This window comes from Streptomyces sp. ISL-1, assembly GCF_018614585.1.
In the GTDB taxonomy this organism is placed as follows: Bacteria; Actinomycetota; Actinomycetes; order Streptomycetales; family Streptomycetaceae; genus Streptomyces; species Streptomyces maoxianensis.
On record NZ_JAGGOI010000004.1, the window covers coordinates 244,597 to 259,279 of the forward strand.

Consider the following 14,683-nt stretch of genomic DNA (forward strand, 5'->3'; position numbering starts at 1 on the left):
AACGAAAGGCCGCATATCGGCCTTCAGTTTTCTTGATAGCAGCCAACCGATCACCCCGCGACCATCCGGGGCCGATCCAGTGACACGACCCGCCGGACGGGTCAGGGCGCCGCTCGCCTTGCGGGCCCCGTCGCGCCGAGGTGCGGCGGGGTGCGAGCCGGAGGTTCCTTGCGGACGAACGCGCGGCGCAGCGCGTGGTAGGGGTCGTCCGGGTCCGAGAAGGTGCGCAGTATGCGGGTCAACTCCTCCTCCCGGTAGGCGGCCAGCGGCTTGACGGCCTCCTGTCGGTCCCGTTCCGACTTCTTGGCGGCGATCCGTGACTGCGCGGTGGGCGACGAGGCGAGCTGTGCGGCCAGTCGGTCGACCTCACCGGCGAAATCCTGCGGGCCGCACTCGATCAGCCGGTCCACCAGGCCGATCCGCTGCCCGGCCACCGCGCTCACCGGCAGGGCGTCGCGCGTGAGCCGGCCGGCCACGGCGGGACCGACCCGGCGCGGCAGCGTGTACGTCCAGTACTCGGAGCCGTACAGCCCCATCAGGCGGTAGTGCGGATTCAGTACCGCCCCCGCTCGGCACCACACCTCGTCCGCGGCCAGGGCCAGCATCACCCCGCCTGCGGCGGCATTCCCGCCCACGGCGGAGACGACCAGCCGGTCGGTGGTCATCAGGACGGCCTCCACCAGGTCGTCCATGGCGTTGATGTTGGCCCAGGACTCCGCGCCGGGGTCGGCGGCCGCCTCGATCACGTTGAGGTGGATCCCGTTGGAGAAGAAGTCCCGGCTGCCTCCCAGCACCAGCACGGAGGTGGGCCGGGAACAGGCCATCTCATAGGCGTGCAGCAGACGCCGGCAGTGCGACGTACTCATCGCGCCGCCGGGGAAGGAGAACGAGAGGAAGCCGGCACGGCCGTCCTCCCGGTAGCGGATGTCGGCCCAGGTGCGGCGGGCAGCGTCCCCGTCGGACGGCGCGGGGTGCTCAGGCAGCCCCGGCAACCGGTCGGCAAGCGCCACAGCGGCGGGCAGTTTGAACGTGGCGGGCTCCCCGGGCCCGCGCCGGGGGCGCATCTCGGGGATCCAAACGGCACCATCGGTCGTGGCCCGGCAGACAGCGCCTGCCCGAGTGGCCAGCAACTCCCCCGGGCGACCTCTGAGTTCGTCCTCGGGATGGCCCCCGTGCAGAAACCACTCGCCGTCCAGCAGCTCGTCCAGCACGCCGGGAAAGGAGTCGGCGGCGCGCAGCTTCCGCATCACGGTCTCGGTGGAGTCCGACTCCCAGCGAATGCGCCGGAGCCGCTGATTGAAGTACGGCCGCGCCATCGCGGTTGCGCCGTCGCTCGCGCCGGTCTGGGTCTGTGGGGTGTACGTCCCCGAGGCGAAGCGCTCGACAGCCAGCAGCACGGCGGCCAGTGCGGCGTCGGACACCTCGTTCCGGTACAAATTGCTCTTGCCGACCGGCGGTACGGTGCAGGCGACTGACGCCCACACATCACCCGCGTCCATCTCCTCATTGGCCTGCAGAACGGTCACGCCCCACCGGCTCACGTTCTCGTGGATCGCCCAGTCGAGGGAGGACGGCCCACGGTCACCCACGGGCCCCGGGTGGACGATGAGGCACGTGTGTGCGGTCCAGATATCCCGGGGGATGGCGCTCTTCAGCATGGGAGCCACGATGAGTTCCGGCTCGTACCGGCGGACGGCCTCCCGCAAGGACGCGTCGCTGAGCACGACCTCCACCGCCACGCTGTGGCCGCGATCCCTCAATTCGGCGTAGGCGCGCTGGGTGAGGCTGTTGAAGGCACTCGCGACAAGCAGGACGTGCATGGCAACCTCCCGTCGCCCGGCGGCTGAAGGCCGAAGGCGTCCGGCCGCCAGCGATCCTCGCCCCGCCGGGGCGGAAATTACCGACACCGGCACGTGGCGTCACTCGAAAGCGAAAAAGTGGGCGACCACTCGGCGCAGAACGCAACACTCATTGGGCCCATGGCCCACGGCAGGTCATCGACGGGCATGGGGTCCAGCGGTGGAGGCGCGCCGAGGGCCGGTCTGTGCGCGAGGGCTCTGGATGCCGACAACCGCCAACAGCCACTGGATCCCGCGAGTTTCGACCCGTAACAGCAGGCGGTCCGAGCTGGGCGGTGATCAGTCGGCAGGCGCACCGTCAGCGGTTGGTGAGCACCATCCGGAACCGGGCGGCGCCGGCCATCATCTTTTGGTACGCCTCATCGGCCTGGTCCAACGGCACGGTCTCGGTCATCGGGCGGATCCCGTGCAGGGCGCTGAAGCCCATGGTGTCCTGCACGTCCTGCGCGGTGCCGGACGGGTGGCCACGGATGATCTTGCCGCTCAGGAGCAGCTGGTTCGGGCTGATTCCCAGCGGCTCGGCGTCCACGCCGATGACCACCAGCTCGCCGCGGGGGCGGAGCCCTTCCACGGTCGCCGTGATGGCGTCGGAGTTGGCGGCGGTGGCCAGGACCACCCTGGCACCGCCGAGGGACTGCAGCGCGTCAGCGACGGAGGTGCCCGCCGTGCTGTCGATGTAGTGGTGCGCGCCGAGCTGCCTGGCGAAGTCGGCCTTGTCGGCTCCGCGGGCGATGGCCACGGTCTCGAAGCCCATGGCGGCCGCATACTGCACCCCCAGGTGGCCGAGGCCGCCGATGCCGAGTACGGCGACCAGATCGCCCGGTCGTGCGGAACTGCGCCGCAGCCCGTTGAACGTCGTCACCCCCGCGCAGCCCAAAGGCGCCGCATCGCTCGCCGCCAGGGCGTCGGGGATCCGGGCCAGGGCGTCCTGCGGTGCGATCACCCTCTCGGCGAAACCGCCGTCGTATACCCATCCTGGAACCTTCAGGTTCTCGCACACGATGAAGTCACCCTGTCTGCAGGGCGTGCAGTGGCCGCAGCTGCCGCCGAACCAGCCCACCGCGACCCGGTCGCCCACCTGCCAGCCGCTGTATGTTCCCTCGCCGAGCTCCTCGATGTGCCCGGCGATCTCATGCCCGGCGACCAGCGGAAACCGGACGCCCGGCAACAAGGCGTTCACGAAAGCGGCGTCGCTGTGGCAGACCCCGCAGGCCTCCACGGCAATCCGTACATGGCCGGGGCCCGGGCGCTGTACCTCACGCTCCACGATCTCCAACGGACCGCCGGCGCTCGCTACCTGCGCGACTCGATAGGTGCTCATATGGGTCTCTCCGCGGTACGGGTGCGACGGCCCCCTCGAATCAGCAGACCAGCTCCGGCCCGATCACGCACACCGAAACGGATCGAGTGAGCAAGGGCCGCGTGGTCAACCGCTGCCCGCCGAATCCAGCCGCCGGGCGAGGAACCGGCCCGGTACCGGCGCGGCCGACCGTGCCTCATCGGTCCCACCACAGGCAAGCTTGCCGCCTGCCCGCTCGGCCGTCGACACCACCGGGGACGGCGTGCGGCTTCACGACGCGTGTGCTGCCCTTGATGGAGTGGACGACCCACGGCACTGCCCGGGCCCGCCCTTTGCCGGGCCTTTCCCCACAGGCGGTCTCCGCGCGGGAGCGGAGATCGGGCTGTGAGAAGGAGGAGCCATGTCCGACACGTCGAAAGCGGCCCGGCACCTGAGCGGCCTGCGGAACGCTCGCTATGGCGAGATCCTTCTCATCTCGCCGGGCGAGGACGGTCATCTCAAGGCCGCCGTCTACAACACCTTCGGTCTCAACGACTGTCCGCCGGAGCGGTGGAACGCGCTCGACCCCCGTGCGCTGGCGGAGCAGTTCCGGGTGCCGATGGTGTTCCTGAACGGACCCCGCTTCTGGACGATCGACGAGGTCACGGCGTTCGAGTGGGGGGACACCGCGATGTTCGACGGCCTGGAGGCCCGCTGTGTGGCCGAAGTCCGCATCCCCGCGGAGATCGACCTCACCGGGGCGACGGCCAAGAAGTTCTACGTCGATACCACGGTGAAACGGGACACCGAGTACGTCCTGTCCAGCGGCAGACCGGTGCACGCACTGCTCGCCCCGGACGACCGGACGTACGTCCTGCAGGCGTACTCCCACACCGTGGACGACAGCCAGACGATGGACTCCCTGGCCACGCTCGGCCAACGGCTGCAACTCCCGCAAGGCTGGCAGTACCGGGTCCACACTCCGGAGGACGACCTTGTCGTGCGGACGGTAGCGGGAGATGCCCATGTCGTGCAGGACGACCTGGAGAACACCTATATGCTCCTCGCCCACTGAGCCGGGGCCCGGCGGCGGGCGCTGGGATCCGTGGGGTTCCGTGCTGTCGGCATGCCGAGCCTTCGTCGGGCCGGCGGTGAGGCGGTGACAGTGCCACCGAGGAGCGCGGCGCACTGTCGCAGGCTCCGTGGCGCGACCGACATCACCCCGGCAGGGGACGCCGGTCGGCACCGGCCAGTTCATTGAGAGGGCCGTCGGTCAGCGTGGCGCGCTCGTCGGTCACCACCGGCAGCCGCGCCATGGTGGAGGGCTCGATGAGACCCGCCTGCCCCAGGACCGATGCCTGATCCCAGTAGATGTGCTCGCTCGCGATCAGGATGCCGTCGAACGAGACGACCGCTATGACCGCGATGCTTATCGCCCTACCCGTCGGGGCCACGCCGGGCAGGATCCAGGGGACTTCGATGTCATGGGTGAACGAGGCCAGCATCTCCTCGACGATGCGGTCGTCACCGGTGGTCCGGGTCAGGGTCTCAAGCGTGAAGTCCTGTGGATTGCGGCCGATGAACCAGCGGCTGTAGAAGTCGCGTACGGGCTCCCTGCCGCGTGCGCCCATGGCAGTGGGCACATGGAGCACCGCTGGTGCGTCCGTCATGGTCTCCATCGTCGCGTCGACGTCGAGTGTGGTGAACTCGCTGCTGGTGTGGAGCTCCCATACGCGCTCCAGCTGCGAGCGGCCGGTGTCGGTCGTCATGGAAAGGCCTCCTCGGGTTTCCATCCCCAAGCGGTGATCAGTCCGGGCGAGAGTTCGGCGCATTCGGGCGAGTCGAGGGAACGGATGGCCGCGTCGATCGTCGCTTCGTCGACCAGTCCGGTGTCCACGATGGTTGCCATCGCCCGGTCCCAAGTCTCCGCCCAGAAGCGGCTGATGGGGCTGCCGGGCAGCAGGGGAGGTACATGGATCTCGGCCGCGACGGAGGTGAGACCGGCGTCGCGCAGCAGTCGGGGATACTGCGGCACCCAGGCGACGTCGGTGCCGATGGTGTTTCGCAGCCCTTGCCACATCGCTCGCATGACGTCGGTGTACGGCGTACTGGGGGCGCCTGCCGTCGTCAGGTCGACGGCATCGCCGAGAACCAGCACACCGCCCGGGGCCACCAGCTCGCAGAGCTTGGTGATCATGCGACGGTAGGAGGGCAGATGCATGAGGACGAACCGCGCGTGGACCAGGCGGAACCGGCCCGGGTCGAAGTCCGGTGCGCTGATGTCGGCCTGAAGTACCCGGAGCCCGGCAGTGGGGGACGCCGCGAGGAAGCGTACGTCGCGGTCGACGGCGAGCACGGAAGCGACCCCGGCCCGGGTCAGCAGCTGCCGCGCGACTGTGCCGGTGCCCGCGCCCACGTCCAGGCAGTGCCAGCCCGGGCCGACTCCCAGCTCGCTGAGCCGGGCCAGGGTGATGGCGTCATAGGTGAGCCCGCCGAGGTCGATGCGCTCGGCCTCGCCGCTCCGCTCGGGCCTGAATACCGTCTCTCCATAGCCCGTTCGGGACGGAGACTGAGTATCTTCATGGTCGGGTTGAGGCATGTACGCGTCACCACCACCCAATCTCGGGGCGTCGCGCGAGCGGGATGCTGCCGGGCGGGGGGACAAGGGCAGCGGCCCGACTCGTACTCCTTCAGTATGACCGTTGGGACCGGTCGCTTCCTGTCGCGCCGGGACCGGTGACCTGACCGACGAACGCCGGCACACAGCGATCGGCTGCTGTTCTTCACCGGCCATGGCATCACCGTCGAGCGAGACCGCAGGCGCCTCCGCTCCCGAAGGCACCCGCACCGCCGAGAAGTGGTCGGACCACTCCCGGCCGGCCTCCATCACGGTCAGCGGCAAGACCACTGGCGCCCACCCGGCGGATCGGGCCGCCTGTGATCGACGACGTGCCGGCCGGGCCGGCCGCGGCCAAGACCCGCGGTCCGGCCCCCCGTCAAGGTCAACGCGGTGCTGCTGCGGGGGCGTGCCGTCGTCGCAACACTTGCAGCGCCTCGACGAGTTCCTCACCGGGCTCCCATGAGGCCTGCGGTCTGTCCGCGGCCGCCGCGCCCGTCCGGTAGCGCGAGCACGGCGAACGCCCGGTCCGCCGCGCCTCCGCGCCGTACGACCAGGAGCGCGACGAGGAGGGCGGCAGCCGGGACGCCGAGCCACCAGCCCAGCAGGTGCACCAGGACCGAGGCGGCCACGGCTGCGCCGAGTGCCACCACGAATACCGCCCCCAGCACGGCGGCGAGGATACGCAGCTGGCTCGGGACCGGTGCCGCGTCGCCCGCCTCGCGCTGCCCGGACCGGATCCAGGACACCATCAGTGCCAGCATCACAGGGACGAGCACGACCCCCATTCCGTACAGGGTGAGCGCGACGGGTGAGGTGAGCCAGTCCGCCATGCGCGACAGCGCCTCCCTCGTGCCCGGTTGCCCCGGCCAGGCCGCGAACGTGTCCCGGTCCGCGGAGAAGAACCGCTGGTACCCACGGCCGTCCCAGCCGTGGACGAGGATGAAGAACATACCGGCGTATCCGATGCCCGCTTGCAGATAGGCCGCGTACACCCGGCCGGCGGCGATGAGCCGCTCGGCGACCCAGAAGCCGAGAACACCCTGACTCACGTTCGTCGCCGCGAACAGCGCGACGAGCCACGCGGGCAGCGCCCCGTGCCCGTCAGCGACCTGCATCGTCTCCCAGTCCGGAAAGCCCCACAGCAGCCATGCTCCGCTGGGTGCGAACAGGACCGCGCAGTAGAGGACGGCACCCATCAGGTAGGGATTGGACCACCGACTGCCCTGCTCCGCACGGGCGTTGCGGGCCGTGAGCTGACGGGCGGCGGCTGTCGCGAAGCTCGCGCCTATCCCGTACGACCAGAAAACATCGACCTGGACCATCGTGCTCTCCTTCCGGAATGACACGTCATTCCGTTCTCGAGGCAAAGAAATGAGCGGTCCTTGCAAACCTGCGGCTCAGGAGGAACCGAGGCCGTCGAACATGAGCGTTTCCACCGTGCGGATCCATGGATCACGCATGGCTTGAGGGTCCTGAGCGTGCAGCAGCCGCACCGCTCCGGTCAGGATCATTCCGTTCACGGCGAGGCCGACGACATGGGCGTCGAGGTCACGCCGGAGAAATCCGCGGTCCTGGCCGTTGTGGATGAAGGCGGCGGTGTACTGAGCCGCCGCCTCCATGGCCCTGCCGGCAAGCTCCGGCTCGGCGCGGTCGATCGCGATGGCGTCGTAGAAGAGAATGCGGCACAGCGCCGGTTCCGCCACCACGAGGTCGAAGAGCTTGTGGCCGATGCGCCCGACCTGTTCCCGGTACTGCTCGAGCGACTGACTGGAGCCGGGGTCCTCGTCGGCGATGGCGTCCATGACCTGCCCCAGGGCTCGGGCGACCACGCTGCGCGCGATGTCCTCCTTGTTCTTGAAGTACCGGTAGAAAGTGCCGTGGCCGGCGCCGAGTTCTCGGGCTATGTCGGAGATGCCTGTCGCGTGGTAGCCGCGCTCGGCGAAGACCTTGCCGGCCGCACGCAGTATCGCGTCCCGCTTGTCCACGACGTCCTGCGGCATGACCAGCCCCTCTCCCCGCGGAATGACGTGTCATTCTGGAACCGGACGACAACTCCCGTCAATACCAAGGGAGTAGCGAGGCAGGGACCTTCGCAACGGCGATGTCTCATGCCGATCAGCGGGGGCCGACGACGCGTCAGCATGCGGCGCCCTGCCCCGGTGATCCCGGGCAGGGCGCAGCCCGTGACGGCCACGAGGGCCGCGGCGCGTGCGGCCGCCGCGCCTTCGCGGGCCCGTCGCGCGCATGTCCGTTACGGAGTCCGGGTGACGTCACCCGGGCAGCTCAGCACCTGTTGAGTCCCATTCGTGCAGGAGCTTCAGAAAGCGGCGGGCGAAGAGGTAGGCGTCTCCCGGCCAGCGGGATGAGAGGTAATTGCGGTCCTGGACAACGAATGCGTGTGTGTCGTCGGTTGCGGTGCCGCGTGCGGTCAGGACTCGGGGCCCCCGCTCGAACCGCGCGCCAGGATCGGCAAGCGCGGCTCTGACCTCGTCCTCGACGTAGACCGGGTACGTGCGGTAGTAGCGTCCGAGGCGCCAGGCGGTGGTGAGATAGGCCGAGCGTTCCATGTACTTCGGCAGGCAGGTCGTACGACGGTTCGCCAGGACGCTCAGGCCGTTGGCGATGTCGTGGGAACGGGCCAGTACGAGCACTCCGTGACAGATCGCCCCGACCGGCCGACCGAGGGCCCAGAAGCGCGCGACCTGCTCCTGCAGGACCGGTGAGCCCAGGTACTGCCGCATCCCTGGCGCGTGCCCACCGGGCAGGATCAGCCCGTCGAAGGCCGTCACGTCCACATCCGCCCATGCCACGGTCCCTGCGAACTCCTCAGACCGGGTGAGATCGGCGTAGAACTCCTTGGCTTCGCTCGCGGCGCCGAGTTGCCCGAAGAGCACCCCGGTCAGCAGTCGCGGGTCCGCGGCGGGCAGCGTATTGGCGCGCTCGGTGGCGAACACGACCTGGTGCCTGGCATCGGTGAGGATCCGCCATGGCACGGCCACTTCGGTGACGTCGAAATCGCGGTCGGGAACCGGCATCAGCACGCGCATCAATGCATCATCGCAGGCGTTTCACACGGGTGCTCATTTCCTTGCCAGGAGTGCGAAGAGCAGCGAGATGCGCGGGGCGCTGTCGGTCAGGCGCCACCAGCCGCCCGGGGTGCGGGTCATCTCCGGCCACCGGGGCCAGGGGAGTTCATCGCTTTCGCGCAGCCTCGTGATGTGCAGGCCCGCCGTGACGAGGGCGTTGATCACCTCGTCGAGGCCGTGCATCCACTCGAAGCCTTCAGTTGCGCCTTGGACGGCAGGGCCGTCGGCGTACGTGTACGTCGAGTCGCGTGCCGCTTTCTGTCGTGCCCCGAGAAGCGTGTCGTCATGAACTGGGGCGGGAGTCCGAGGACCGAAGAGATGCTTCGGTCCTCGGACTCCCGCCCGCCGGCGTAAGACGATCACTTCTCGGTGAGTTCCTTGAGTGCGATGTTGAGGTTGAGGACGTTGACCGTGGGCTCGCCGATGAAGCCGAGGGTCCGGCCGTCGGTGTTCTGCTCGACGAGCTTCTCGACCTGCTTGACGTCGAGGTTGTTCTTCTCGGCGACCCGGTGCACCTGGAGCTTCGCGTACGCCGGGGAGATGTCCGGGTCCAGGCCGGAGCCGGAGGAGGTGACGGCGTCGGCCGGCACCTCGGAGGACTTGACCTTGTAGGTGGGCGTGGAGTTGTCGTTGACCACGGCGGCCTTGGCGTCTGTGACCCACTTGATCAGTTCCGGGTTGTCGCCGGACCTGTTGGTCGCGCCGGACAGGATCAGCTTGTACTGGGTGTTGACGCTGTTGGTGCCCAGGCCGTTGGAGGGGCGCGGCTGGAACCACTTCAGGTCCGGCGCGGGGGCCTCCTCGCCCTTCTTCAGCGGCAGGTTGTAGGTCTGGCCGATGAGTTCGGAACCGACGACCCTGCCGCCGGACTTGATCTCGGAACCGTTGGCCTTGTTGTTGAACAGGGCCTGCGCGACACCGGTGACGGCGAGCGGGTAGAGGACCCCCGTGATGACGGTGAGAACGAGGAGGGCGCGGAGTCCGGCGCCGATCAGCCGTGTCGTGTTGCTGAGAGAGTTGTTCATGGCGATCAGCCGATTCCGGGGATGAGGGAGATGAGCAGGTCGATGAGCTTGATGCCGATGAACGGGGCGATCAGGCCGCCCAGGCCGTAGATCCCGAGGTTGCGGCGGAGCATCTTGTCGGCGCTGGTCGGCCGGTACCGCACACCCTTCAGGGCGAGCGGCACCAGCGCGATGATGATCAGCGCGTTGAAGATGACGGCCGACAGGATCGCCGACTCGGGCGAGGACAGGTCCATGATGTTGAGCTTGTCCAGGCCCGGATAGACCACCGCGAACATCGCCGGGATGATCGCGAAGTACTTCGCGACATCGTTGGCGATCGAGAAGGTCGTCAACGCACCCCGGGTGATCAGCAGTTGCTTGCCGATCTCGACGATCTCGATCAGCTTGGTGGGGTTGGAGTCCAGGTCCACCATGTTCCCGGCCTCCTTGGCGGCCGAGGTACCGGTGTTCATCGCCACGCCGACGTCCGCCTGCGCCAGCGCCGGGGCGTCGTTGGTGCCGTCACCGGTCATCGCGACGAGCTTGCCGCCGGCCTGCTCACGCTTGATCAGCGCCATCTTGTCCTCGGGCGTGGCCTCGGCGAGGAAGTCGTCCACGCCCGCCTCCTCCGCGATGGCACGCGCGGTCAGCGGGTTGTCACCCGTGATCATGACGGTCTTGATGCCCATCCGGCGCAGCTCGTCGAACCGCTCCCGCATGCCGTCCTTGACGACGTCCTTGAGGTGGATGACACCCAGAACGCGGGCACCGTCGGCGTCCTCGACGGCAACGAGCAACGGCGTACCGCCCGCCTGCGAGATCTTGTTGGCGGTCGTGTCGGCGTCCTCGATGACGCTGCCGCCGCGCTCGGTGACCCACCTGATGACCGAACCGGCCGCGCCCTTACGGACCTTGCGCCCGTCCACGTCCACGCCCGACATACGGGTCTGGGCGGTGAAGGCAACCCAATCGGCCTGCGAGAGCTCGCCCTGGTGGCGCTCGCGCAGCCCGTACTTCTCCTTCGCCAGTACGACGATGGAGCGGCCCTCCGGGGTCTCGTCCGCCAGCGACGAAAGCTGCGCGGCGTCCGCCAGCTCGGCCTCGGTGACACCCGTGACCGGGACGAACTCGGCGGCCTGACGATTGCCGAGGGTGATCGTGCCGGTCTTGTCGAGCAGCAGCGTCGACACATCGCCCGCGGCTTCGACCGCGCGGCCCGACATCGCCAGTACGTTGCGCTGCACCAGCCGGTCCATACCGGCGATGCCTATCGCGGACAGCAGCGCGCCGATGGTCGTCGGGATCAGGCAGACCAGCAGAGCGACCAACACGATCATGGTCTGCTCCTGGCCCGCGTACTTCGCGAACGGCTGCAGGGTCACGACCGCGAGCAGGAAAACGATGGTCAGCGAGGCGAGCAGAATGTTCAGCGCGATCTCGTTGGGCGTCTTCTGCCGGGCCGCACCCTCCACGAGGGCGATCATCCGGTCGATGAACGTCTCGCCCGGCTTCGTCGTGATCCTGATGACGATCCGGTCGGAGAGCACCTTCGTACCGCCGGTGACCGCGCTGCGGTCGCCGCCCGACTCGCGGATGACCGGGGCCGATTCGCCGGTGATGGCCGACTCGTCGACCGACGCCACACCCTCGACGACGTCACCGTCGCCGGGGATGATGTCACCGGCCTCGCAGACCACCAGGTCGCCGATGCGCAGCTCGGTGCCCGGCACCCGCTCCTCGGCCTTCCCCATGAGCCGTCGCGCGACCGTGTCGGTCTTGGCCTTGCGCAGGGTGTCGGCCTGCGCCTTGCCGCGGCCCTCGGCCACCGCCTCCGCCAGGTTGGCGAAGATCGTGGTCAGCCACAGCCAGGCGGCGATCGCCCAGCCGAACCAGTCGGTCGGGTCCTTGATGGCGAAGATCGTGGTCAGCACAGAACCGACCAGGACCACGAACATCACAGGCGACTTGATCATCACCCGCGGGTCGAGCTTCTTGACGGCGTCCGGGAAGGACTTGAGCAACTGCTTGGGGTCGAACAGACCCCCGCCGACGCGGGCAGCGTCAGTCTTGTGACCGGTGGGCACATCGGAGTGCGGTGCCCGGGTCGGAGTGGCGGTGGACATGGAGCCGGGCTCCTCGAGCTTCTTCGTTTCGGGGGTCATGACGCCAGCCCTTCGGCGAGCGGTCCCAGCGCCAGGGCCGGGAAGTAGGTCAGCCCGGTGATGATCAGGATCGTGCCGACCAGCAGCCCGGTGAACAGTGGTTTGTTGGTACGCAGCGTGCCCGCGGTTGCCGGGACCGGCTTCTGCTCGGCGAGCGAGCCCGCCAGCGCCAGGACGAACACCATCGGCAGGAACCGGCCGAGCAGCATCGCCAGACCGAGGGTGGTGTTGAACCACTGCGTGTCCGCGTTCAGGCCGGCGAAGGCCGAGCCGTTGTTGTTGGCGGCCGAGGTGTACGCGTACAGGATCTCGGAGAAGCCGTGCGCACCGCTGTTGGTCATCGAGTTCACCGGCGTCGGCAGCGCCATCGCCGCGGCGGCGAAGCACAGCACCAGCGCCGGGGTGATGAGGATGTAGCAGGCCGCCAGCTTGATCTCGCGGGTGCCGATCTTCTTGCCCAGGTACTCGGGCGTTCGGCCCACCATCAGGCCCGCGATGAACACCGCGATGATCGCCATGATCAGCATGCCGTAGAGGCCGGAGCCAGTACCACCGGGCGCGATCTCACCCAGCTGCATGCCCAGCATGGTGATACCGCCACCGAAGCCGGTGAAGGACGAGTGGAAGGAGTTGACCGCACCGGTCGAAGTGAGCGTGGTCGCCACCGCGAAGATCGACGAACCGCCGACTCCGAACCGGGTTTCCTTGCCCTCCATCGCACCACCGGCGACGTCGAACGCCGGGCCGCCGTGATGGAACTCGGTCCACATCATCAGCGCGGTGAACCCGATCCAGATCGTCACCATCGTCGCCAGGATCGCGTAACCCTGCTTCAGCGAGCCGACCATGCGGCCGAAGGTGCGGGTCAGCGCGAACGGGATCAACAGGATCAAGAAAATCTGGAACAGGTTGGTGAAACCGTTCGGGTTCTCGAAGGGGTGGGCCGAGTTGGCGTTGAAGTAACCGCCACCGTTCGTGCCCAGCTCCTTGATGGCCTCCTGCGAGGCCACCGCGCCGCCGTTCCACTGCTGGCTGCCGCCCATGAACTGGCCGACCTCGTGGATCCCGGCGAAGTTCTGGATCGCGCCGGCGGCGACCAGCACGATCGCGCCGATGACGGAGATCGGCACCAGGATCCGCACGGTGCCGCGCACCAGGTCGGCCCAGAAGTTGCCCAGCTCACCGGTACGGGAGCGGGCGAAGCCCCGTACGAGGGCCACGGCCACCGCGATACCCACCGCGGCCGAGACGAAGTTCTGCACCGCCAGGCCACCGGTCTGCACGACGTGGCCCATGGCCTGCTCGCCGTAGTACGACTGCCAGTTGGTGTTCGACACGAACGACGCGGCGGTGTTGAACGCCTGGTCCGGGTCGATCGAGGAGAAGCCCAGCGAGCCGGGCAGCGAGCCCTGGACGCGCTGCAGCACGTAGAGGAAGAGGACGCTGACCGCGGAGAAGGCCAGCACGCCACGCAGATAGGCGGGCCAGCGCATCTCGGCGGTGGGGTTCGCGCCGATGGCCTTGTAGATCCACTTCTCCACCCGCAGATGCTTGGGCGAAGAGTAGACGCGGGCCATGTAGTCGCCCAGTGGACGGTATGCCAGCGCCAGCGCCGCTATGAGCGCGAGCAGCTGGAGCACACCAGCGAGGATGGGGCTCATTTCAGGGCTCAGAACCTCTCCGGGTACACAAGGGCGAGGACGAGGTAACCCAGCAGGGCAACGGCCACGATCAGGCCGACGATGTTCTCGGCAGTCACAGCTTTGCCACCCCCCTGGCGATGAGCGCCACCAGCGCGAAACCCGCGATCGTGGTGATGACGAAGGCCACGTCGGCCATCGTGAACTCCTGAAGAGATTCGGAAATGTTCGGACCTCTAGAGGGAAGCGCCTTTCCAGGCGGTCACGCCTGTCGTTGACGGGTCTCTTACGGCCATCGGCGCACCTTTGACGGCGTTCTAACGCCCACCCTTCCGGCCTGTGAAAAGGCCGACGGTTCGTACCCCATTCCCGGGGGTGTGCACCGCAGACGAGAGCGTTTTCCAGCCACCGCGGAGTGTCTGTCCGGTGCGGCTGGACACCCGTCAGCAGGACGACCGGGCCGCCGCGTCGTCACCGGGACCACATGGTCGCCCGGTCGCAGGATCCTGCCGTGCGGCGGGACGACGGTGACGGCCTCGCCACAGACAGCGTCGAGCTCCATGGAGAGCCGGTGCGCCAGTGCATCGTCCCCGCAGATCACCATGTGCTGGTATCGGGCACCAAGTGGCCCCTGAGGATGAAGAGTTGACGTCACGCCCGTCAAGAATGCCGCTCGGAGCGCGGCTGGTTCCGAGGCGCACGCGATTGCGGCGTCAAGGCATCAGAGTCGTGCCGTTGACCAGGCGGGGCGACGTACGCTCACGCCGTGCTCATCGTGATCGGGACATCTCAGCGGTCCCCGAACCGGTCGACTACCGGACGCTCATAGCGCTCCCCTTCGTCGGCCTGCCCGCACATCCACGCATTGCCCGGCAGCCGTAAACCCTCGTCGTGTCCGGGCTGACCGGATTCGGGGGAATCCGTCTCCTCGAGTGTGGGGAACACCTGGGCCTGCGGATTATTGATTGCATAAAGCTGATCGGGCCCTCTTCGCGATGGCCGGAACCGTTCGCCGTATTTCAGGAGCACA

Annotated in this window: 14 protein-coding genes; 1 reads left to right on the forward strand and 13 read right to left on the reverse strand. The window is 68.3% G+C overall.

All coding sequences use genetic code 11. The features are described from left to right. Positions 1 to 101: 101 nt before the first annotated feature. Positions 102 to 1,820 carry a hydrogenase maturation protein gene (locus J7E87_RS03075; RefSeq protein WP_215089552.1) on the reverse strand — a complete coding sequence of 573 codons (1,719 nt, stop codon included), beginning with the start codon at positions 1,818 to 1,820 and terminating at the stop codon, positions 102 to 104. 337 nt (positions 1,821 to 2,157) lie between these two features. Continuing rightward, positions 2,158 to 3,180, reverse strand: coding sequence for an alcohol dehydrogenase (locus J7E87_RS03080; RefSeq protein ID WP_215089554.1), 1,023 nt, complete (start codon positions 3,178 to 3,180; stop codon positions 2,158 to 2,160). 379 nt (positions 3,181 to 3,559) lie between these two features. On the opposite strand from J7E87_RS03080, the gene J7E87_RS03085 reads away from it, so the two are divergent. Then, positions 3,560 to 4,213, forward strand: coding sequence for a hypothetical protein (locus J7E87_RS03085; protein ID WP_215089556.1), 654 nt, complete (start codon positions 3,560 to 3,562; stop codon positions 4,211 to 4,213). Positions 4,214 to 4,355: 142 nt separating this feature from the next. On the opposite strand, the gene J7E87_RS03090 is transcribed toward J7E87_RS03085, so the two are convergent. The 11 genes from J7E87_RS03090 to J7E87_RS03140 all read right to left on the reverse strand — a co-directional run bounded on the left by J7E87_RS03090 (position 4,356) and on the right by J7E87_RS03140 (position 14,682). Then, the gene (locus tag J7E87_RS03090; protein ID WP_215089558.1) at positions 4,356 to 4,907 is read right to left on the reverse strand and encodes a nuclear transport factor 2 family protein; all 552 of its coding nucleotides are present in this window, start codon (positions 4,905 to 4,907) and stop codon (positions 4,356 to 4,358) included. Then, on the reverse strand, positions 4,904 to 5,737 hold the full coding sequence (locus J7E87_RS03095) for a class I SAM-dependent methyltransferase (protein WP_215089560.1): 834 nt from the start codon (positions 5,735 to 5,737) through the stop codon (positions 4,904 to 4,906). Before J7E87_RS03095 ends, J7E87_RS03090 begins: the two co-directional genes overlap by 4 nt. A gap of 467 nt (positions 5,738 to 6,204) precedes the next feature. Next, the gene (locus tag J7E87_RS03100; RefSeq protein WP_215089563.1) at positions 6,205 to 7,080 is read right to left on the reverse strand and encodes a hypothetical protein; all 876 of its coding nucleotides are present in this window, start codon (positions 7,078 to 7,080) and stop codon (positions 6,205 to 6,207) included. A 75-nt stretch (positions 7,081 to 7,155) separates the two neighbouring features. Continuing rightward, entirely contained in the window at positions 7,156 to 7,758 is a 603-nt protein-coding gene (locus tag J7E87_RS03105; protein ID WP_215089565.1) for a TetR/AcrR family transcriptional regulator, read from the reverse strand. Between the two features lie 270 nt (positions 7,759 to 8,028). Continuing rightward, positions 8,029 to 8,805 (reverse strand): type 1 glutamine amidotransferase domain-containing protein, encoded by a 777-nt coding sequence (locus J7E87_RS03110; RefSeq protein ID WP_215089567.1) that lies wholly within the window; start codon positions 8,803 to 8,805, stop codon positions 8,029 to 8,031. A 33-nt stretch (positions 8,806 to 8,838) separates the two neighbouring features. Next, positions 8,839 to 9,027 carry a hypothetical protein gene (locus J7E87_RS03115; RefSeq protein WP_374195126.1) on the reverse strand — a complete coding sequence of 63 codons (189 nt, stop codon included), beginning with the start codon at positions 9,025 to 9,027 and terminating at the stop codon, positions 8,839 to 8,841. Between the two features lie 176 nt (positions 9,028 to 9,203). Beyond that, on the reverse strand, positions 9,204 to 9,869 hold the full coding sequence (locus J7E87_RS03120; RefSeq protein WP_215089569.1) for a potassium-transporting ATPase subunit C: 666 nt from the start codon (positions 9,867 to 9,869) through the stop codon (positions 9,204 to 9,206). 5 nt (positions 9,870 to 9,874) lie between these two features. Then, positions 9,875 to 12,013, reverse strand: coding sequence for a potassium-transporting ATPase subunit KdpB (gene kdpB, locus J7E87_RS03125; protein ID WP_215089570.1), 2,139 nt, complete (start codon positions 12,011 to 12,013; stop codon positions 9,875 to 9,877). Next, entirely contained in the window at positions 12,010 to 13,674 is a 1,665-nt protein-coding gene (kdpA, locus tag J7E87_RS03130) for a potassium-transporting ATPase subunit KdpA (protein WP_215089572.1), read from the reverse strand. The genes kdpB and kdpA overlap by 4 nt, the downstream gene beginning before the upstream one ends. A gap of 8 nt (positions 13,675 to 13,682) precedes the next feature. Then, complete coding sequence (gene kdpF / locus J7E87_RS03135; protein WP_063801986.1) at positions 13,683 to 13,772, reverse strand: K(+)-transporting ATPase subunit F; 90 nt, start codon at positions 13,770 to 13,772, stop codon at positions 13,683 to 13,685. 670 nt (positions 13,773 to 14,442) lie between these two features. Beyond that, on the reverse strand, positions 14,443 to 14,682 hold the full coding sequence (locus J7E87_RS03140; protein ID WP_215089574.1) for a hypothetical protein: 240 nt from the start codon (positions 14,680 to 14,682) through the stop codon (positions 14,443 to 14,445). Position 14,683 lies beyond the last annotated feature (1 nt).

What these genes read in the sequence shown, in the direction of transcription:
- J7E87_RS03075 (WP_215089552.1), bottom strand. Translation starts at nt 1,820, where the DNA reads ATGCACGTCCTGCTTGTCGCGAGTGCCTTCAACAGCCTCACCCAGCGC.
- J7E87_RS03080 (WP_215089554.1), bottom strand. Translation starts at nt 3,180, where the DNA reads ATGAGCACCTATCGAGTCGCGCAGGTAGCGAGCGCCGGCGGTCCGTTG.
- J7E87_RS03085 (WP_215089556.1), top strand. Translation starts at nt 3,560, where the DNA reads ATGTCCGACACGTCGAAAGCGGCCCGGCACCTGAGCGGCCTGCGGAAC.
- J7E87_RS03090 (WP_215089558.1), bottom strand. Translation starts at nt 4,907, where the DNA reads ATGACGACCGACACCGGCCGCTCGCAGCTGGAGCGCGTATGGGAGCTC.
- J7E87_RS03095 (WP_215089560.1), bottom strand. Translation starts at nt 5,737, where the DNA reads ATGCCTCAACCCGACCATGAAGATACTCAGTCTCCGTCCCGAACGGGC.
- J7E87_RS03100 (WP_215089563.1), bottom strand. Translation starts at nt 7,080, where the DNA reads ATGGTCCAGGTCGATGTTTTCTGGTCGTACGGGATAGGCGCGAGCTTC.
- J7E87_RS03105 (WP_215089565.1), bottom strand. Translation starts at nt 7,758, where the DNA reads ATGCCGCAGGACGTCGTGGACAAGCGGGACGCGATACTGCGTGCGGCC.
- J7E87_RS03110 (WP_215089567.1), bottom strand. Translation starts at nt 8,805, where the DNA reads ATGCGCGTGCTGATGCCGGTTCCCGACCGCGATTTCGACGTCACCGAA.
- J7E87_RS03115 (WP_374195126.1), bottom strand. Translation starts at nt 9,027, where the DNA reads ATGCACGGCCTCGACGAGGTGATCAACGCCCTCGTCACGGCGGGCCTG.
- J7E87_RS03120 (WP_215089569.1), bottom strand. Translation starts at nt 9,869, where the DNA reads ATGAACAACTCTCTCAGCAACACGACACGGCTGATCGGCGCCGGACTC.
- kdpB (WP_215089570.1), bottom strand. Translation starts at nt 12,013, where the DNA reads ATGACCCCCGAAACGAAGAAGCTCGAGGAGCCCGGCTCCATGTCCACC.
- kdpA (WP_215089572.1), bottom strand. Translation starts at nt 13,674, where the DNA reads ATGAGCCCCATCCTCGCTGGTGTGCTCCAGCTGCTCGCGCTCATAGCG.